This is a genomic window from Reyranella sp., from assembly GCF_017305915.1.
In the GTDB taxonomy this organism is placed as follows: domain Bacteria; phylum Pseudomonadota; class Alphaproteobacteria; order Reyranellales; family Reyranellaceae; genus Reyranella.
The window spans coordinates 120,926-139,755 of sequence record NZ_JAFKJN010000021.1; the positions used below are offsets into that span (position 1 = coordinate 120,926).

Below are 18,830 nucleotides of genomic sequence, written 5' to 3' on the forward strand. Positions count from 1 at the left end.
GACGCGGTGTGCGGCTGGTCCTTGATGTCTTCTAGCGGTGCAGCCAGAGCCGCAGCGCGCTGAACAGCTGCTCGGTGTTGACCGGCTTGGCGAGGTAGTCGGAGGCGCCGGCCTCCAGGCACTTCTCGCGGTCGCCCTTCATCGCCTTGGCGGTCAGCGCGATGATCGGCAGCCGGCGCAGCGCCGAATTGCTGCGGATCAGCGCGATCGTCTGGTAGCCGTCCATCTCGGGCATCATGATGTCCATCAGCACGATCGCGACCTCGGGCGACTTCTCGAGGATCGAGATCGCCTCCTGGCCGGTGGTGGCGGTCAGCACGTTCATGTTGCGCCGCTCGAGCGCGCTCGAGAGAGCGAAGATGTTGCGGGTGTCGTCGTCGACCACCAGCACGGTGCGGCCGGCCAGCATCTCGTCGGAGGCGTGCAGGCGCTCCAGCAGCTTCTGCTTGTCGGCCGGCAGGTCGGCGGCGACCTGGTGCAGGAAGAGGGCGGTCTCGTCGAACAGCCGCTCGGGCGAGGCCGCGCCCTTGACCACGATCGAGCGGGCCATGGTGTGCAGCCGCGCATCCTCTTCGGAGCTGAGGTCGCGGCCGGTGAAGACCACGACCGGCAGGTCGGCGAGCACCTCGTCGGCCTGCATCTGCTCCAGCACCTCGAAGCCCGACATGTCGGGCAGGCGCAGGTCGAGGACCATGCAGTCGAAGCGGTTCTCGCGCAGCTTGTCGAGCGCGCCCTGACCGGTGTCGGCGATGTCGATCTCGATGTCGGGATGCGACAGCAGCTCGCTCACGCTCATGCGCTCGGCCTCGTTGTCCTCGGCGATCAGCAGCCGCTTGCGGCGCGGCTTCACGTATTCGCTGATCCGGTTCAGGGCCGCGCTCAGCCCCTCGGTCGTGGTCGGCTTGTTCATGTAGGAGAAGGCGCCGCGCGCCAGGCCCTGCTGGCGGTCCTCGTCCATCGACAGGATCTGGACCGGGATGTGGCGCGTCTCCAGCGTGCGCTTGAACTGGCTGAGCACGTTCCAGCCCAGCATGTCGGGCAGGAAGATGTCGAGCGACATGGCGACCGGCCGGTACTCGAGCGCGAGATCGAGCGCCTCGGCGCCGCGCGCGGTGACCAGCGCCTTGAGGCCGGCGGCGTGCGCGGCATCGACCAGGATGCCGGCGTAGTTTGGATCGTCCTCGACGATCAGCAGCGTCGGCTCGCCGGGTTGCAGGTTGTGGCGGTCGTCGGGGAACTGGTCGGCGAGATGCTCGGGCAGGGCGGCCTGCAGCACCGGCGCGGCGCCCGGCACCGGCTGGCGCACTGCGGTGCGCGGGCCGGTGTACATGGTCGGCAGGAACAGGGTGAAGGTCGAGCCCATGCCCGGCGTCGAGCGCAGCGTCAGCTCGCCGCCCAGGAGCTGTGCCAGCTCGCGGGAGATCGCGAGGCCGAGGCCCGTGCCGCCGTACTTGCGGCTGGTCGAGGCGTCGGCCTGCTGGAAGGCCTCGAACACGATCTTCTGCTTCTCGACCGGAATGCCGACACCGGTGTCGGTGACCTCGAAGGCCACGACCGACGACGCCTGGTTGAGGCTGGTGTTGTCCGGCCGCCAGCCCACCTTCACCGGCACCACGCGCAGCCGCACGCCGCCCTGGGCGGTGAACTTCAGCGCGTTGCTGAGCAGGTTCTTGAGGATCTGCTGCAGGCGCTTGGAGTCCGTGACAAGGCTGCGCTGCAGCGACGGATCGACCTGGACGTCGAAGCTGAGGCCCTGCGATTCGGCCTGATGGCGGAACGGCCGAGCCACGGTCTCGAGCACGTTGGTGAAGAAGATCTCCTCGGCATCGACGGTGACGGTGCCGGATTCGATCTTGGAGAGGTCGAGGATGTCGGAGATCAGGTTCAACAGGTCGGTGCCGGCGCCGTGGATGGTGCGGGCGAACTCGACCTGCTTGGGCCTGAGGTTGCCGTCGGGGTTGTCGGCGAGCTGCTGGCCCAGGATCAGGATCGAGTTGAGCGGCGTGCGCAGCTCATGGCTCATGTTGGCCAGGAACTCCGACTTGTAGCGCGAGGTCAGCGCCAGCTCGGTCGCCTTCTCTTCCACCGCGCGCCGGGCCTGCTCGATCTCCTGGTTCTTGCGCTCGACCTCGGTGTTGCGCTCGGCGAGCTGCTGGGCCTTCTGCTCGAGCTGCTCGTTGGTCTGCTGCAATTCGCCCTGCTGGCTCTGCAGCTCACCGGCGAGCTTCTGGGACTGCTGCAGCAGGTCCTCGGTCTGCATGGTGGCTTCGATCGAGTTCAGCACGATGCCGATCGAGGCGGTGAGCTGCTCGAGGAAGGCGATCTGCAGCTCGGTGAAGTGGCTCAAGGAGGCGAGCTCGATCACCGCCTTGACCTGGCCTTCGAACAGGACCGGCAGGACGACGATGTTCTTGGGCGAGGCCTTGAACAGGCCCGACGTGATCGGCCGCGCGTCGGCCGGCATGTCGCTGATCAGGATCTGCCGCTTGTCGGCGGCGCACTGGCCGATCAGACCCTCGCCGATGCGGATCTCCACGGGATGCGCATCGCCACCGGTGTCGGCATAGGCCGAGAGCAGGCGCAGGATGGTGTCATCCTCGCCGTGCAGCCGGTAGATCACCGCCTGGTGGGCGGCGACCAGCGGCGTCAGCTCCGACAGCATCAGTCGGCCGACGGTGCTGAGGTCACGCTGGCCCTGCAGCATGTTGGTGAACTTGGCGAGGTTGGTCTTCAGCCAGTCCTGCTCGGTGTTGCGCTCCGTCGTCAGGCGGAGGTTGTCGATCATGGTGTTGAGCTTGTCCTTCAGCTCCGCCACTTCGCCGTAGGCATCGACCTGGATCGATCGCGTCAGGTCGCCCTTGGTCACCGCGGTCGCCACCTCGGCGATGGCGCGCACCTGGGTCGTCAGGTTAGCCGCCAGCATGTTGACGTTGCCGGTCAGGTCCTTCCAGGTGCCGGCGACGCCCGGCACCTGCGCCTGGCCGCCGAGCTTGCCCTCGGTGCCGACCTCGCGCGCCATGCGGGTCACCTCGCCGGCAAAGCCGTTGAGCTGATCGACCATGGTGTTGATGGTTTCCTTGAGCTGAAGGATCTCGCCGCGCACGTCGACGGTGATCTTCTTCGACAAGTCGCCGTTCGCCACGGCGGTGGTGACTTCGGCGATGTTGCGCACCTGGGTCGTCAGGTTCGCGGCCAAGAGGTTGACGTTGTCGGTCAGGTCCTTCCACACGCCCGCGACGCCCGGCACCTGCGCCTGGCCGCCGAGCTTGCCTTCGGTGCCGACCTCGCGCGCCATACGCGTCACTTCGCCCGCGAAGCCGTTGAGCTGATCGACCATCACGTTGATGGTCTCTTTCAACTGAAGGATCTCGCCGCGCACATCGACGGTGATCTTCTTCGACAAGTCGCCGGTCGCCACGGCGGTCGTCACTTCGGCGATGTTGCGCACCTGGGTCGTCAGGTTCGCGGCCAGGAGGTTGACGTTGTCGGTCAGGTCCTTCCACACGCCGGCGACGCCCGGCACCTGCGCCTGGCCGCCGAGCTTGCCCTCGGTACCGACCTCGCGCGCCACGCGGGTCACTTCGCCGGCGAAGCCGTTCAGCTGATCGACCATCACGTTGATGGTTTCCTTGAGCTGCAGGATTTCGCCGCGCACGTCGACGGTGATCTTCTTCGACAGGTCGCCGTTGGCCACGGCGGTGGTGACTTCGGCGATGTTTCGGACCTGCGTGGTCAGGTTCGCCGCCATGAAGTTCACGTTGTCGGTCAGATCCTTCCAGGTACCGGCGACGCCGGGCACCTGCGCCTGACCGCCCAGCTTGCCTTCGGTACCGACCTCGCGGGCCACGCGGGTCACTTCGCCCGCGAAGCCGTTGAGCTGGTCCACCATGGTGTTGATGGTTTCCTTCAGGCGCAGGATCTCGCCCGAGGCATCGACGGTGATCTTCTTCGACAGATCGCCGGTCGCCACCGCGGTCGTCACGTCGGCGATGTTGCGCACCTGGGTCGTCAGGTTCGCGGCCAAGAGGTTGACGTTGTCGGTCAGGTCCTTCCAGACGCCGGCGACGCCCGGCACCTGCGCCTGGCCGCCGAGCTTGCCTTCGGTGCCGACCTCGCGGGCCACGCGGGTCACTTCGCCCGCGAAGCCGTTGAGCTGGTCCACCATGGTGTTGATGGTCTCTTTCAGCTGCAGGATCTCGCCGCGCACGTCGACGGTGATCTTCTTCGATAGGTCGCCGTTGGCCACGGCGGTCGTCACCTCGGCGATGTTACGCACCTGACCGGTCAGGTTGGTCGCCATCGAGTTGACGTTGTCGGTGAGGTCCTTCCAGGTGCCGGCGACGCCGGGCACGCGCGCCTGGCCGCCCAGCTTGCCCTCGGTGCCGACCTCGCGGGCGACGCGGGTCACCTCGCCGGCGAAGCCGTTGAGCTGGTCGACCATCACGTTGATGGTTTCCTTGAGCTGCAGGATCTCGCCCGACACGTTCACGGTGATCTTCTTCGACAGGTCGCCGCGCGCCACGGCGGTGGTCACCTCGGCGATGTTGCGCACTTGATCGGTCAGGTTGCCGCACATCGCGTTGACCGAGTCGGTCAAATCCTTCCAGGTGCCGGCGACGCCGGGCACGATCGCCTGGCCGCCCAGCTTGCCGTCGGTGCCGACCTCGCGGGCCACGCGCGTCACTTCCGAGGCGAAGGAGCGCAGCTGGTCCACCATGGTGTTGATGGCTTCCTTGAGCTGCAGGATCTCGCCGCGCACGTCGACGGTGATTTTGCGCGACAGGTCGCCGTTGGCCACCGCGATGGTCACGTCGGAGATGTTGCGGACCTGCGCCGTCAGGTTGTTGGCCATCGAGTTGACCGACTCGGTCAGCTCGCGCCACACGCCGGTCACCTCGGACACCTTGGCCTGGCCGCCAAGCTTGCCCTCGGTGCCGACCTCGCGCGCCACGCGGGTCACCTCGGAGGTGAACACCGAGAGCTGCTTGATCATGGTGTTGACGATGTTGGCCGAGCGCAGGAACTCGCCTTTGAGCGGCCGGCCGTCGACGTCGAGCCGCACCGTCTGCAGCAGGTCGCCCTGCGCCACGGCGGAGATCACGCGGGTCACTTCGGTAGTCGGCCAGACCAGGTCGTCGATCAGGCTGTTGACCGAGGTCTCCATCTCGCCCCACGAGCCGCCGGCGATGCCGAACTTCACGCGCTGGCGGGTGCGGCCCTGCTCGCCGACCGCCTTGCCGATGCGCTCGAGCTGCTGGGCCATGTTCTGGTTGGCCGCGACGATCTCGTTGAACAGCACCGCGATGCGGCCCATGTGGCCTTCGCGCTCGCGGGTCAGGCGGACCGAGAAGTCGCCGCCGCGGACGCTTTCCAGGGCGCGCAGCAGGTCGCGGAGATCGGCATTCTGTTGGGCACCGCCTCGCGACGCCGGGGGGAGAGATGAACCCTTGGCCGGCGAAACCGTGTCGATGCTCATTTCTGGAAACCCCCGAAACTTCCACTATACGGCCACAGGATTTACGCACGCCGTCCAGGGACTGCCCCCGCCAGCTCGCACTCCGCCCCGTAAGCGAATTCAACGCCCGCCGCGAAAGCCGGTTGCGCGGGCGATACAATTTATATCGAGGATAGAATATCTAGCGGTTGGTCAATGGCGCGACCGACAATCCCTTGACCTTGTGCTTTTCGATCAAGTTCGCCACCAGACCGGACTTTTTGGCGTTTTCAATGAACTCGGCGATGTAGCGGGCGCCCTCGGCCGCCGGCTTGTTGCAGCCCACCGCCTGCTGCACTGCACTGAACTTGCCCGGCAGGATGGTCGCGCCCGGCATCTTCTCGATGTCCTTCAGCAGGCCCGGCCGCAGCCCGGCAAGGACGTCGATCTTGTCGTCCTTGAACTTGTTGAAGGCGCCGTCGAGGCCGGCAATCTGGATCAGCTCGGCATTCTTGATGTTGTTCTCCAGCCACAGGCCGTAGGCCGAGCGGGCCGAGGTCACGACCTTCACGCCCTTCCTGTCGACCTGGTCGATCGAGGTGATGGCTGAGCCCGGCGGCACCATGTAGGTCGCCTCGATCTCGACGTAGGCGGCGCTGAAGGTCATCACCGCCGCGCGCTGCGGCTCGGCGCCGATCAGGCCGATGTCCCAGATGTTCTTGCCGGCCTGGTCGGCCAGCTCGCCCGGGCTCTTGAAGGTGACGTAGTGGATCGGCACGCCCAGCGACTTGGCGATCGCGGCCGCCACGTCGGGCGCCACGCCTTCGGGCTCCGAACTGGCGCTGCGGCCGGTGACCAGCAGGAAGTTGGAGAGGTTGATTCCGGCGCGCAGAACGCCAGTGGGAGCGAGCTCGGCTCGGGCTTTGTCGGACATGCTGGCAGTCTATACTTCCGGCAGTCCGTGTCATCCCGAGCGTAGCGAAGGATCTAGAGGGCCACGAGCATGGATCCCTCGCTGCGCTCGGGATGACACGGGACGCCATTGGGGGGAAGACCGAATGAAGATCACCGATGTCTCGCTGACCCTGTTCGCCTGGGACGACATCCCGCCGACCCAGTACGGCCTGCACAGCCGCTTCTCCGGCTCCAGTGCGCTCGGCTTGCTGCGCATCCGCACCGACGACGGCGTCGAGGGCCACGCGTTTCTCGGGTCGGCATCCAATTCCGCAACGACCGACGGCCAGGGGCTGATCACGCACCTCAAGCCGGTGCTGATGGGCAAGGACCCGTTGCATCGCGAGGCCATCGTCGCCGAGCTGTGGCGCAAGCAGCGTGCGTCAGGCGTACGCGCGATCGGCGCGGCCGACGTAGCGCTGTGGGACCTCTGCGGCAAGATCATGGGCCAGCCGATCCATCGGCTGCTCGGCACCTTCCGCGAATCGGTGCCGGCCTATGCCAGCTCGGCGGTGCTCGGCTCGGCGCAGGAATATGCCGAGCAGGCGCTCGAATACAAGGAGTACGGCTGGGCCGCCTACAAGATCCATCCGCCGACCCGCTGGCAGGAAGACATCAAGGTCTGCGAGGCGGTGCGCAGGGCGGTCGGCGACTACACCATCATGCTCGATTCGACCTGGTCCTACGATTACCCGGCAGCGGTGCGGGTCGGCCGCGCGGTCGAGGAGATGGGCTACTACTGGTACGAGGATCCGCTGCACGACCAGGATATCTACAACTACGTCAAGCTGAAGCAGCAGCTCTCGATCCCGATCCTCGCCACCGAGTACCCGATCGCCGGCTTCGAATCCTACCAGCCGTGGATCATGCTGCAGGCGACCGATTTTTTGCGCGGTGATGTTGCCGTCAAGGGCGGCATCACGACGCTGGTGAAGACCGCGCACCTCGCCGAAGCCTTCCGCATGAGCTACGAGGTCCATCACGGCGGCAACTCGCTGAACAACGTCGCCAACCTCCACGTCATCGCCTCGATCCGCAACACCACCTTCTTCGAGGTGCTGCTGCCCGACGGCGCGCAGAAGTACGGCCTGGAGAAGGACATCGTGGTCGGGCGCGACGGCATGGTGCACGTGCCCAACGCGCCGGGCCTCGGTGCGGCGATCGACTTCAAGCTGATCGAGCGCAAGAAGATCGCGGTGCTGAGCTGACCGAGATCTACGTCGATGCCGACGCCTGCCCGGTGAAGAACGAGATCTACCGGGTGGCCGAGCGCTACGGCCTCAAGGTGTTCGTCGTCAGCAATTCGTATCTCAACGTGCCGCGCGACCCGCGCCTCTCACTGGTCGTGGTGAGCGACAGCTTCGACGCCGCCGACAACTGGATCGCCGAGCGGGCCGGGCCGGGCGACATCGTGATCACCGCCGACATCCCGCTCGCCGACCGCAGCCTCAAGGCCGGCGCCACGGTGATCGGCAACACCGGCGTGCCGTTCACCACGGCCTCGATCGGCTTGGCGATGGCCAACCGCGAGCTGCTGTCCAACCTGCGCGCCATGGGCGAGGTGACGGGCGGGCCCAAGCCGATGGCGCCGCGCGATCGCTCGCGGTTCCTCTCGGCGCTCGACGAGGCCATCCAGAAGATCAGACGCCAAAAGATCGGATGAGGGGGAAGGGCGAGATGATGAGAGCGGTGGCGTTCGCCGTCGCGTTGTGTGCGCTTGCGCTCCCGGCCTGGGCGCAGGCCTGGCCGACCAAGCCGATCCGGCTCATCGCGCCCTTCGCGCGCCGGGCGGCAGCGGCGACAGCCGCCCGTTCGCTCATCATCTCACAAGCCGAATACACAAGGGATCATGAGCCGCAGGTTCCGACGTTCTTGTCGATTCTGCACCGCGCGGGCTCTCGCGCTTGACTACAAACGCTGCCGCCCGCCGATCGTTAGCGGCGCTAACGATCCAGCCAGATGTCCTCGTAGCGGAACCCGTTGTAGACGCTGTTCACGTTGGCCACGTAGCCCTTCACGTAGGGCTGCATGCAGATCGCGGCGCGGTTCCACATCACGATCGGCCGCGCATTGTCCTCGAGCAGCTTCCTGTCGATCTCCCAGACGAGCTTCTTGCGCGCCTCGACGTCGGTCATCTGCGACTGCTTCTCCATCAGCTTCTCGATCTCGGGATTGCAGTAGCCGGTGTAGTTGCGCTCCGACTTGCAGGAGAAGTTCTCGAAGTAGTTCTGGTCGGGGTCGTCGACGCCGTTGCCGGTGGTGTTGAGCCCGACCTGGTACTGCTTGCGGCCGACCCGGGTGAACCACTGCGCGGTCTCGACGATCTCGACCTCGGCGTCGATCCAGATATCCTTGAGCTGGCCGGCCAGGATCACCGCCGGGTCCTTGTAGAGCGAGATGCCGCGCGTCTGGACCTTGAGCTGCAGATGCTTGTCGGGACCGTAGCCCGCCTTCTTCATCAGCTCGCGCGCCTGCTCGCGGTTCTTGGCGACGTCGGGGCCGTAGCCGGGCACCGCCTCGAACATCGCCTTGGGCATGCCCCAGACGCCGTCGCTCGGCGGCTGCATGACGCCGCCGAGCTCCGCGTCGCCCTGGTTCAGGATGTCGACGAACGCCTTGCGGTCCATGCCGAGGTTGACGGCCTGGCGCAGGTCCGGATTGTCGAACGGCGGCGCGTCGCGGTTCAGGATCAGGTTGGTGCTGTTGTTCATCGACGTGACCTGGCACTGCGCCGCCGGCAGCTGGGTCTTGATGTCCTTCAAGATCGGGATCGTCACCTCCCACGGGAAGACGATGTCGAACCGGCCCGACACGAAGCTCAGCATCGCGGTGCCGCGGTTGGGCACGATGGTGAACTCGATGCCGTCGAGATAAGGCTTGCCCTTCTTCCAGTAGTCGGGATTGCGCTCGATCTTGATGCCCTCGTTCTGCTTGAACGAGACGAACCTGAACGGGCCGGTGCCGACCGGCTTGGTGCGCATCTGCGCCGCCGGCACGTGGCAGGGATACATCGGCGAGTAGCCCGAGGCGAGCAGCGACGGCAGCGACGGCTGCGGATGCTTGAGGTGGATCGTCGCCTCGTAGTCGCCGTTGGCGGTGACGCTCTCGAGGTTGCTGTACCAGGTCTTGCGCGGGTTGGTGCGCAGCTTGTTGTCGTCTCCCGCCTTGCCCGTGAGCAGATCGAAGGTGCAGACGACGTCCTTGGCGGTGAAGGGCTTGCCGTCGTGCCACTTCACGCCTTCCTGAAGCTTGAAGGTCAGCGCCTTGTTGTCGGCGCTCCAGCTCCACGACTTGGCGAGGTCGGGCACGATCGATTGCGGGCTGTTCTGCGCCTTCGTCTGGTCGTAGACGATCAGGTTGTTGAACAACGGCATCATCGGGATGACGGTCGAGTTGGTCGACGATTCGTGGATCGACAGGGTCGGCGGATTGTCGCGGTGGTACATCTTGAGGATGCCGCCGCTCTTCTGGGCGAACGCAAGACCGCTGAAGCCGACGAGGAACGCCGCGACGACGCCCCCCAAAACGATTGGACGCATACTGTTTTCCTTCCCAGACGCGTCGCGTGTCTCCCGCCGAGCGGTGTCGCGACGTCGTTGCGGCGACATTGTACATTGCTCGTCGGGGCCCGACAGGCTCAAATCGCGTCCGCATCGCAAACGGGGAGTCCGAAAAATGAGAGGGTCGACGGTCCGCTGGCTGGTGACGGTCGCGTCACTGCTGGTTCTGGGCGCCGGCAATGCCTGGGCGCAGAAGAAGCTGGTCGTCTACACCGCCAACGAGAGCACCCTGAACGACCTGGTGTTCAGCGCCTTCAAGAAGGAGACCGGCATCGAGGTCGAGCCGGTGGCCGCGGGCTCCGGCGTGCTGGTGCGCCGCCTGCAGGCCGAGAAGGCGCGGCCGCTGGGCGACATCATCTGGGGCGTCAGCCGCTCGCTGCTGCAGACCAACAAGGCGCTGTTCGAGCCCTATGTCTCCAAGAACAAGGACGCGACGCCGGCCGAGTACCGCGATCCCGACGACCTCTGGATCGGCAACAACCTGCATCTTCTGGTGATCCTGCAGAACACCAAGCTGGTGCCGGCCGACCGGGGGCCGAAGAGCTGGGCCGACCTACTCGATCCCAAGTGGAAGGGCAAAATCGCCTTCACCGATCCGGCCAACTCGGGCTCGGCCTACGCCACCGTCACCATGCTGGTCGATCTGTGGGGCGGCGGCGATGCCGGCTGGAAGAAGGTCGGCGCGCTGTTCAAGAACCTCAAGGTGCTGAATCGCTCGTCGCTGGTTTTCCAGGGCGTCGGCAACGGCGAATACCCGCTCGGCATCTCGCTGGAATATGCCGGCCCGCTATGGGCGGCGGGCGGCGCGCCGGTGAAGGTGGTCTATCCGTCCGACGGCACGACCTTCTCGATGGAGGGCGTCGGCATCGTCAAGGGCGGGTCGAACACCGACCAGGCCAAGGCCTTCGTCGACTACATCAACCGCAAGGACGTGCGCGAGACGATCCTCAAGGCGACCTTCCGTCGCCCGACCCGCGCCGATGTCGATCTCACCAAGCTCCCCGGCAACATGCCGCCGCTGTCCGAGGTCAAGCTCATCAAGTACGACGAGGAGGGCTGGACCGAGAAGCGCACCAAGACGATGGAGCAGATCAAGGACGCGATCCAGGACAGCCGGTAGTCGATGAAGGCGATCAGTGATTCCTCCCCTTCGCGGAGGCCGCGAAGGGGAGGTGCCCGCGTCTTCGCGGGCGGAGGGGTCATGAGCACCCGTCGTGTTGCCTCTGACCCCTCCGCCCCCGTTTACGGGGGCACCTCCCCAGCGAAGCTGGGGAGGAACAGGACATGAGTGGCATCGTCATCAAGGACGCGAGCCGGCGGTTCGGCTCGGTCCAGGCGGTCGATCATGTCGACCTCACGGTCGAGGGGGGCGAGTTCTTCACCCTGCTCGGGCCGTCGGGCTGCGGCAAGACCACCCTGTTGCGCATGATCGCAGGCTTCTGCGAGCTCGACAGCGGCGAGATCCTGTTCGGCGACACGCGCATCGACCGGCTGTCGGCGCACGTCCGCAACATCGGCATGGTGTTCCAGAACTATGCGGTGTTCCCCAACCTCACCGTCGCGGGCAACGTCGCCTATGGCCTGATGGCACGCCGCGTGCCGGCCGACGAATCGGCGCGCCGGGTCGAGGAGGCGCTGGCGTTGGTCCAGCTTTCGGGCTTCGGCGAGCGCAAGCCGCACCAGCTCTCCGGCGGCCAGCTCCAGCGCGTGGCGATCGCCCGCGCGCTGGTGATCCGCCCGCAGGTGCTGCTGTTCGACGAGCCGCTCAGCAACCTCGATGCGCGGCTGCGGGTCAGCATGCGCGGTGAGATCCGCGCCCTGCAGAAGTCGCTCGGCATCACCGCGATCTACGTCACCCACGACCAGGAGGAGGCGATGTCGGTCTCCGACCGCATCGCGCTGATGAACGCCGGCAAGCTCGAGCAGGTCGGCGTGCCGGCCGACATCTACCGCAAGCCGGCCTCGCGCTTCGCTGCCGAGTTCATGGGCACGACCAACCTGCTCGAGGCCCGCCAGCTCGGCCTCGCCGCGCCGGTCTGGGTGTCGCTGCGGCCGGAAGCCCTGCGCTTCGCCGACGAAGCGCCGGCAGATTGGCCGCGGCTTCAGGGGATCGTCGCTCGCGTCGAGCTACTCGGGCCTTTGACTCGCATCGATGTCACGCTCGGCAGCGGCACCGTCATCCGGATGGCCACCCTCGATGCGCCGCATCGCGCCGTCGCGGTCGGCGACGCGGTCACCCTGGCCTACGAGCACGCCCGCCTGACGGTCGTGCCGTGATCGGGCATCAGCAACGCCTGCCGCTCACCATCGCGGCGCTGGGCCTGTTGTTCCTCGGCGTGTTCCTGGTCTGGCCGCTGGTCAATGTGTTCGGCGCCTCGGTGCTCGATTCGGAAGGCCAGTCCTTCACCCTCGCCAACTACGTCAAGATGTTGGGCCGGCCGTTCTATCGCGCCGCCATCGTCAACACGCTCGGCATCGGCGCGGCGGCGACGGTGATCACCACCGTGCTCGCCGTGCCGCTGGCCTTTTCGCTCGCCCGCCTGCCGATCCCGGGCAAGGCCGCGATCCTGGCGCTGGCCGCCATGCCGCTGGTGCTGCCGTCCTTCGTCAGCGCCTACGCGATCGTGCTGCTGCTCGGCAACTCGGGCTTACTCACGGTGTGGCTCAAGGGCATCGGCCTCGACATCGGCTCGATCTACGGCGCCAGCGGCATCGTGCTGGTCTACACGCTGACGCTCTATCCCTATGTGCTGCTGCCGACGGTCGCGGCCTTCAAGGCGGTCGACGTGTCGATGGAGGAGGCGGCGCAAAACCTCGGCTCGTCGCCCGCCCGCACCGTGCGTACGGTGATCCTGCCGATCGTGCTGCCGGCCATATTGGCCGGCGCGCTCCTGGTTTTCATCGAGACGCTGGAGAATTTCGGCGTGCCGTTCGTGCTCGCCGAGGACCTGCCGATCTTCGCCGTCGAGGCCTTCAAGCTGTTCATCGGCGAGACCGCGCCCAACCCCGCCTCGGCCGGCGTGCTGGCGACGCTGCTGATCCTGACCACCGTGCTGGTGCTGCTGATCCAGCGCCATTTCCTGTCGAGCCGGCGCTTCGCCACCAACGCCCGCCAGACGCCGCCGATCCTCAAGGTCGGCCCTGGCGTGCGCATCGTCGCGACGGTCTACTGCTGGACGATCGTGCTGCTCGCCCTGGTGCCGTTCTTCGCCATCGTCGTGCTGTCCTTCCTCGAGTTCCGCGGGCCCGTGCTGCACGGCCGATTCAGCCTCGACAACTTCGCGACCCTGTTCGCGCGCGACATGCGTCCGCTCGCCAACACCCTGATGTTCGCCTCGGCGGCGGCGCTGTGCACCGGCCTGATCGGCGTGCCGATCGGCTACGTGGTGACCCGCTGGCGCACCGGCGTCGCCACGCTGCTCGACGTGGTGGCGACCCTGCCGTTCGCGGTCGCCGGCACGGTGCTCGCGATCGGCTTCGTGGTGTCGTTCAATGCGGGGCCCGTCATCCTGACCGGCGGGCCGCTGATCCTGGTGCTCGCCTACACCGTCCGGAAGATCCCGTTCGCCGTGCGCTCGGCCGGCGCCATCGTGCACCAGATCGACCCGTCGCTGGAGGAGGCCTCGATCAGCCTCGGCCGCTCGCCGCTGCAGACCTTCCTCCGGATCGTCGTGCCGCTGATGCTGGGCGGCATCGTGAGCGGCGTGGTGCTGACCTGGGTCACCGTGGCGTCGGAGCTTAGCGCCACCGTCGTGCTCTACAGCGGCCCGTGGCGGACCATGACCGTGGTGATGTTCCAGGCGCTCGAAGGCGGCGGCGCCGGCATCGCCACGGCCGCAGCCTCGACGCTGATCGTGGTCACCTTGATCCCCGTCGCGCTGCTCTATCGCCTGGTGCGGCGCTACGAGCTCGGCAGTTGATGTCCACTCCGGTGGCGCATTCTGTCATCCTGAGCGTAGCGAAGGATCTAGCGCTTCAGCAGAGTCGTTGGTCGAACCGCTAGATCCTTCGCCTTCGGCTCAGGACGACAGCTACCAGTAGGTGGGGATAACTCCGTTTCGCGTTGGCCTTTATGGGCAATGGAACGGCCGATTCGCCTGCGTTTACTTAAGGATTCGCTCAGTCCATTGCCCATAATAGGTGTTCGAGCGAGCCCTGAGGCAGAGTGGCCCGCGTGATGATGCGCCACGTTACGATCATTCTCGAAGGGATCGCCCGCTGCCTGCGTCCGGTCCTTCCGGGACTGCGAACTGAGTGTTTTTTCCGGGCCCCCCGGTGTCGGTGGATTCGTGGACTCCGGGCCGGAAATGCCGATGCCATCGGCATCGAACCAGTCCACGCCCGAGTGGCCTCTTGTGGACTCCCGCTGTCCCGGGCGCGCAGGTCGGCCCGACTGACGGAGTTCAACCCGTCGCGCGCCGGCGTTTCGTGCTGGGGTGACCGGCAGAAAGGCGAGTCTGCGCAAAAGCGGCGAACACGATCGGGAACGGTGCGAAAACGCCTAGGCCGCCTTGTCCTTCAGCAGATCCCAGGCGTGGCGGAAGCTCGCGACCATCTCCTCGGCCGGCACGGCGCCGGAGAACAGCACGTGGCCCTGCAGGGCGAAGCTCGGCACGCCCTGGATGCCGCAGTTGCGCGCCATCTGGTCGGCCGTGAACACCTCGCGCTGGCCCTCGTCGCTTTGCAGCAGCGTGAGCGCGGCGTCGTAGTCGAGGCCGCCACGATGGCCGATGTCGGCCAGCACCTTGTCGTCGCCGAGATCGGCGCCGTTGCAGAAGTAGCCGTCGAACAGCGCCTCGACGACGCCGTCCTGCACGCCCTTCTGGCCGGCGAGGCGGATCAGGCGGTGCGCCTTCAAGGTGTTGGGCGTGCGGGTGAGCTTGTCGAGATGGAACTGGATGCCGACACCGGCGGCGACTTCGGTGATGCGCTCGTCCATCTGCCGGCTGCGCTCGGCGCTGCCGAACTTGGCCAGCCGGTACTGGGCGCGGTCGGCGCCTTCGACCGGCATGTCGGGGTTGAGCTGGAAGGGATGCCAGGCGACGGTGAAGCGGAGCTTGTGGTCGTTCTCCAGGATCTCGAGCGCCCGCTCGAGATGGCGTTTACCGATGTAGCACCACGGGCAGATGACATCCGAGATGACATCGACGCGTCCGGCGGCAGCAACGGTGGCCATGGCCATAGTCCTTTTTACTTATGCGGGTTAGCCTATACCCACCGCATATACCGAGCAACAAGATGAGCCCCATGAACACGCCCAAATATCGCTCTGCGCTGATTGTCGGTACCGGTCCGGGGCTCAGCGCCTCGCTCGCGCGGCTGTTCGCGAAGAATGGCCTCGCGGTTGCGGTCGCCGCGCGTCAGACCGACAAGCTTGCTGCACTCGCGAAGGAGACGGGTGCGGCCGTTCACAAATGCAACGCCGCCGATCCGAACGACGTTGCCGCGCTGTTCGAAACGGTCGCGGCGAAGGGCGGCACGCCCGATGTCGTGGTCTACAACGCCAGCGGCCGCGTGCGGGGGCCGTTGATCGATCTGCCGCCGGAGGATGTGCGCAAGGCGATCGAGGTCTCGGCCTTCGGCGCCTTCCTGGTGTCGCAGCAGGCGGCGCGGCGCATGCTGCCGAACAGCCACGGTGCGATCTTCCTGACCGGCGCGACCGCCGGCGTGAAGGGCTTTGCGCTCTCCTCGTCCTTCGCCATGGGCAAGTTCGCCCTGCGCGGCCTCGCCCAATCGATGGCGCGCGAGCTCAGCCCCAAGGGCATCCACGTCGCCCATTTCGTCATCGACGGCGGCATCCGCAGCGCCGGCCGACCGGTGCCGGACAACAACCCCGACAGCCTGCTCGATCCCGATGCCATCGCCGAGACCTACTGGGCGGTGCTGCAGCAGCATCGCAGCGCCTGGAGCTGGGAGATCGAGGTGCGGCCGTGGGTCGAAAACTTCTGATCGCGCTGCTCGCGCTCGCCGCGTTCCCGGCGAGGGCGATGGATATGCATGTCGACGGCCAGTCGGTGATCCTGTCGGGACAGGTCGTGAAAGCCGACTGCGAGGTGCTGACCGACCTGCTGGGCAAGACGTCCGCCGGGCTCGTCGTGCTCACCAATTCGGGCGGCGGCAATGCCTATTCCGGCTATTGCATCGGCGCGCTGATCCGCGAGCGCGGCTTGCCGACGACGATCCGCGGCCGCTGCGCGTCCTCGTGCTCGCGCATGTGGCTGGGCGGCGTCGAGCGGACGCTGGACGGCCCGAGCTCCCGCGTCGGCCTGCACGGCAACTACAACGACGGCGGCGGCATCGCGGCCGATGCCGGGCAGAGGCTGCGGACCTGGATCCCGCACTACGCGCCCAACGTCGACAAGGCGCTGATGGAGCAATGGATCCGCCTGCCGTCCAACAAGTGGATGATGTACTTCTACAACGGCAGGGCCGAGCTCTGCGAAAGCGGGGCGTGCAAGCCGGTCGACGGGCGCAACGCGCTGAATGCCGGGCTGGCGACGCGCTAATGACGCAGCAGTCGCAGCACCTCGTGCAGGTCCTGGGCGATGTGAAAGGACTTGGCACGCGCCTCGTCGGTCGGCGGCAGGATGTCGATCACCATGACCGTCCGCATGCCGGCGGCGTGGGCGGCGACGACGCCGATGCTCGAATCCTCGAAGGCGACGCAAGCGCCCGGCGCCACGCCAAGCCGGCGCGCGGCTTCGAGATAGAGGTCGGGGGCGGGCTTGGGGTGCTGGACGTCGTCGCGCGCCGTCAGGGCCTTGAACCGGTCGAGCAGGCCGGCGCGGCCGAGATTGCGCTCGGCGGTGGCGCGCAAGGCCGAGGTGGCGACGGCCAGCGGCAGGTCCTGGTCGCGGAGGAAGTCCAGCAGCTCGACGACGCCCGGCTTCACCGGCACGCGCTCGCTCATCTGGCGCTCCACGCTGTTCGAATAGTGGCCCCGGAAGACCGTGAGGTCGAAGTCCTGTCCGTAGTGCTCCAGCAGCAGAACGTTGCAGCCGTCGCGCGGCACGCCGACCATGGCGTGGCAAAGATCGAGCGGCAGCGCCAGGCCCAGCGTCTGAGCCGCTTCCTGCATGCCGGCGATGTAGACGGTCTCGCTGTCGATCAGCGTGCCGTCCATGTCGAAAATGACGGCCTCAACGGGTTCCTCGAACATGGTTTCGTTCTAAGCTCGCGGACAGAAACGAACAGCGGGAGAAAAAATCATGCGCATCCATAACTTATATGTCGACGACAAGGGCGAAACTCATTTTCGTGACATCGAGGTCGAATGGAAGAACGAGGGGCCGGGCGGCAAGACGTCGGCGACGTTCGCCGCGACCGGCATCATCTTCCGCGAGACGCCCGGCAGCTACGACTACTCGTGGCATCCGGCGCCGCGGCGGCAATACATCATCAACCTCGACGGCGCCGTCGAGATCACTGCCAGCGACGGCGAGAAGCGCATCATCGGCCCGGGCGAGGTGTTCCTGGTCGAGGACACCCACGGCAAGGGCCATTTCTCCAAGGCGGTCGAAGGCAAGATGCGCCGTTCGATCTTCGTCCCCATTGAATAGAGCCATCGAGTAAGGAGTAAACCATGGCCGTCCAGACCGCGTTAGATCCCGTCGCCGACCTGATCGACGAAGCCAGGCGGGTGCTGCCCGGCGGCAGCTTCGGCAACATGCCGGCCGAGGTGGTGCTGCGCGCCGGCAAGGGCGGCCGCATCTGGGACGAGCACGGCAAGGAGTATGTCGACTTCCTGCTCGGCTCCGGCCCGATGTTCATCGGCCACGGCCATCCCGAGGTGACGGCCGCGGTGCAGAGCCAGCTGCCGCACGGCTCGACCTACTTCGGCAACAACCGACACGGCATCGCGCTCGCCAAGGCGATCGTCGACGCCGTGCCCTGCGCCGAGCAAGTGCGCTTCGTCTGCACCGGCACCGAGGCCGATCTCTATGCGATGCGGGCGGCGCGCGCCTTCCGCCGGCGCGACAAGATCCTGAAGTTCGAGGGCGGCTATCACGGCATGAGCGACTATGCGCTGATGTCGATGGCGCCCAAGAACCCGGGCAACTTCCCGCGGGCGATTCCCGATTCGGCTGGCATCCCCAAGAGCGTTCAGGACGAGATGCTGATCGCGGCGTTCAACGACCTCGAGATGGCCGAAAGTCTGATCAGGGAGCACAAGGGCGAGCTCGCCGGCGTGATCGTCGAGCCGTTCCAGCGCCTGCTGCCGCCGCAGCCCGGCTTCCTGCAGGGCCTGCGGAAGGTCACCCAGGAGCACGGCATCCCGCTGATCTTCGACGAGGTCGTGACCGGCTTCCGCTTCGCCTATGGCGGGGCGCAGGAGTACTACGGCGTCACGCCCGATCTCTGCACCCTGGGCAAGATCGTCGGCGGCGGCTATGCGCTGGCCGCGATCGCCGGTCGTGCCGACATCATGGCGCACTTCGATCGGCTGGCGATGGCCGACGAGGATTTCCTGTTCCAGGTCGGCACGCTGTCGGGCAATCCGATCGCCTCGATCGCGGGCCTCGCCACCCTCGAGGTGCTGAAGCGGCCCGGCGCCTACGAGCAGGTCTTCGCCACCGGCCGCGAGCTGATAGCGGCGCTCGATGGCCTCCTGAAGAAGGCCGGCATCCCGGCGCGGGTGATCGGCGAGCCGCCGCTGTTCGACGTCCTCTTCACCGACCAGCCGGTGAAGGACTATCGCGACACGCTGAAGGGCGACAAGGCGATCGCTGCGAAGTTCAACAAGCTCTTGCGCGAGCGCGGCCTCATGAAGGGCGAGAGCAAGTACTACGTCAGCCTCGCCCACGACCGCGCCGACATCGACCACACGATCGGCGCCTGGACCGAGGCCGTGAAGCTGCTCACGGCCTGATCCAGGGTCTCGT

General features: G+C 66.6%; 15 protein-coding genes. 10 read left to right on the top strand and 5 right to left on the bottom strand.

Going from position 1 to position 18,830, the window contains the following annotated elements:
- Positions 1 to 31: 31 nt before the first annotated feature.
- On the bottom strand, positions 32 to 5,476 hold the full coding sequence (locus J0J01_RS21385; RefSeq protein WP_296384360.1) for a HAMP domain-containing protein: 5,445 nt from the start codon (positions 5,474 to 5,476) through the stop codon (positions 32 to 34).
- A gap of 160 nt (positions 5,477 to 5,636) precedes the next feature.
- Positions 5,637 to 6,368, bottom strand: a complete 732-nt coding sequence (locus tag J0J01_RS21390; protein ID WP_296384361.1) for a transporter substrate-binding domain-containing protein — start codon at positions 6,366 to 6,368, stop codon at positions 5,637 to 5,639.
- A gap of 124 nt (positions 6,369 to 6,492) precedes the next feature.
- On the opposite strand from J0J01_RS21390, the gene J0J01_RS21395 reads away from it, so the two are divergent.
- Genes J0J01_RS21395 through J0J01_RS21405 form a run of 3 tightly spaced genes read left to right on the top strand, consistent with a single transcriptional unit; the run spans position 6,493 to position 8,296 of the window.
- A complete protein-coding gene (locus J0J01_RS21395) occupies positions 6,493 to 7,596 on the top strand; it encodes an enolase C-terminal domain-like protein (RefSeq protein WP_296384363.1) in 1,104 nt (367 codons plus the stop codon).
- The gene (locus J0J01_RS21400; RefSeq protein ID WP_296384414.1) at positions 7,593 to 8,051 is read left to right on the top strand and encodes a YaiI/YqxD family protein; all 459 of its coding nucleotides are present in this window, start codon (positions 7,593 to 7,595) and stop codon (positions 8,049 to 8,051) included. Before J0J01_RS21395 ends, J0J01_RS21400 begins: the two co-directional genes overlap by 4 nt.
- Positions 8,052 to 8,077: 26 nt before the next feature.
- Complete coding sequence (locus J0J01_RS21405; RefSeq protein ID WP_296384365.1) at positions 8,078 to 8,296, top strand: hypothetical protein; 219 nt, start codon at positions 8,078 to 8,080, stop codon at positions 8,294 to 8,296.
- A gap of 35 nt (positions 8,297 to 8,331) precedes the next feature.
- On the opposite strand, the gene J0J01_RS21410 is transcribed toward J0J01_RS21405, so the two are convergent.
- The gene (locus J0J01_RS21410; protein WP_296384367.1) at positions 8,332 to 9,927 is read right to left on the bottom strand and encodes an ABC transporter substrate-binding protein; all 1,596 of its coding nucleotides are present in this window, start codon (positions 9,925 to 9,927) and stop codon (positions 8,332 to 8,334) included.
- A gap of 136 nt (positions 9,928 to 10,063) precedes the next feature.
- Here J0J01_RS21410 and J0J01_RS21415 point away from each other — a divergent pair, with 136 nt between their 5' ends.
- From J0J01_RS21415 to J0J01_RS21425, 3 genes are all read left to right on the top strand, one after another.
- Positions 10,064 to 11,068 (top strand): extracellular solute-binding protein, encoded by a 1,005-nt coding sequence (locus tag J0J01_RS21415; RefSeq protein ID WP_296384370.1) that lies wholly within the window; start codon positions 10,064 to 10,066, stop codon positions 11,066 to 11,068.
- Between the two features lie 164 nt (positions 11,069 to 11,232).
- On the top strand, positions 11,233 to 12,225 hold the full coding sequence (locus tag J0J01_RS21420) for an ABC transporter ATP-binding protein (protein ID WP_296384372.1): 993 nt from the start codon (positions 11,233 to 11,235) through the stop codon (positions 12,223 to 12,225).
- Positions 12,222 to 13,868, top strand: a complete 1,647-nt coding sequence (locus tag J0J01_RS21425) for an iron ABC transporter permease (protein ID WP_296384374.1) — start codon at positions 12,222 to 12,224, stop codon at positions 13,866 to 13,868. Before J0J01_RS21420 ends, J0J01_RS21425 begins: the two co-directional genes overlap by 4 nt.
- Positions 13,869 to 14,449: 581 nt before the next feature.
- Here the strand turns inward: J0J01_RS21425 and J0J01_RS21430 are convergent.
- On the bottom strand, positions 14,450 to 15,124 hold the full coding sequence (locus tag J0J01_RS21430) for a DsbA family oxidoreductase (protein ID WP_296384376.1): 675 nt from the start codon (positions 15,122 to 15,124) through the stop codon (positions 14,450 to 14,452).
- Positions 15,125 to 15,195: 71 nt separating this feature from the next.
- On the opposite strand from J0J01_RS21430, the gene J0J01_RS21435 reads away from it, so the two are divergent.
- Both J0J01_RS21435 and J0J01_RS21440 read left to right on the top strand, forming a co-directional pair.
- Positions 15,196 to 15,897 (top strand): SDR family NAD(P)-dependent oxidoreductase, encoded by a 702-nt coding sequence (locus J0J01_RS21435; protein ID WP_296384378.1) that lies wholly within the window; start codon positions 15,196 to 15,198, stop codon positions 15,895 to 15,897.
- Positions 15,879 to 16,454 (top strand): hypothetical protein, encoded by a 576-nt coding sequence (locus tag J0J01_RS21440; protein ID WP_296384380.1) that lies wholly within the window; start codon positions 15,879 to 15,881, stop codon positions 16,452 to 16,454. Before J0J01_RS21435 ends, J0J01_RS21440 begins: the two co-directional genes overlap by 19 nt.
- Here the strand turns inward: J0J01_RS21440 and J0J01_RS21445 are convergent.
- On the bottom strand, positions 16,451 to 17,107 hold the full coding sequence (locus J0J01_RS21445) for an HAD family phosphatase (protein ID WP_296384382.1): 657 nt from the start codon (positions 17,105 to 17,107) through the stop codon (positions 16,451 to 16,453). The two genes, J0J01_RS21440 and J0J01_RS21445, sit on opposite strands and share 4 nt — an antisense overlap.
- A 49-nt stretch (positions 17,108 to 17,156) precedes the next feature.
- Between J0J01_RS21445 and J0J01_RS21450 the strand changes: the two genes are divergently transcribed.
- Positions 17,157 to 17,507 (top strand): hypothetical protein, encoded by a 351-nt coding sequence (locus J0J01_RS21450; RefSeq protein WP_296384384.1) that lies wholly within the window; start codon positions 17,157 to 17,159, stop codon positions 17,505 to 17,507.
- A gap of 23 nt (positions 17,508 to 17,530) precedes the next feature.
- On the top strand, positions 17,531 to 18,817 hold the full coding sequence (locus J0J01_RS21455; protein WP_296384385.1) for an aminotransferase class III-fold pyridoxal phosphate-dependent enzyme: 1,287 nt from the start codon (positions 17,531 to 17,533) through the stop codon (positions 18,815 to 18,817).
- Positions 18,818 to 18,830: the final 13 nt, after the last annotated feature.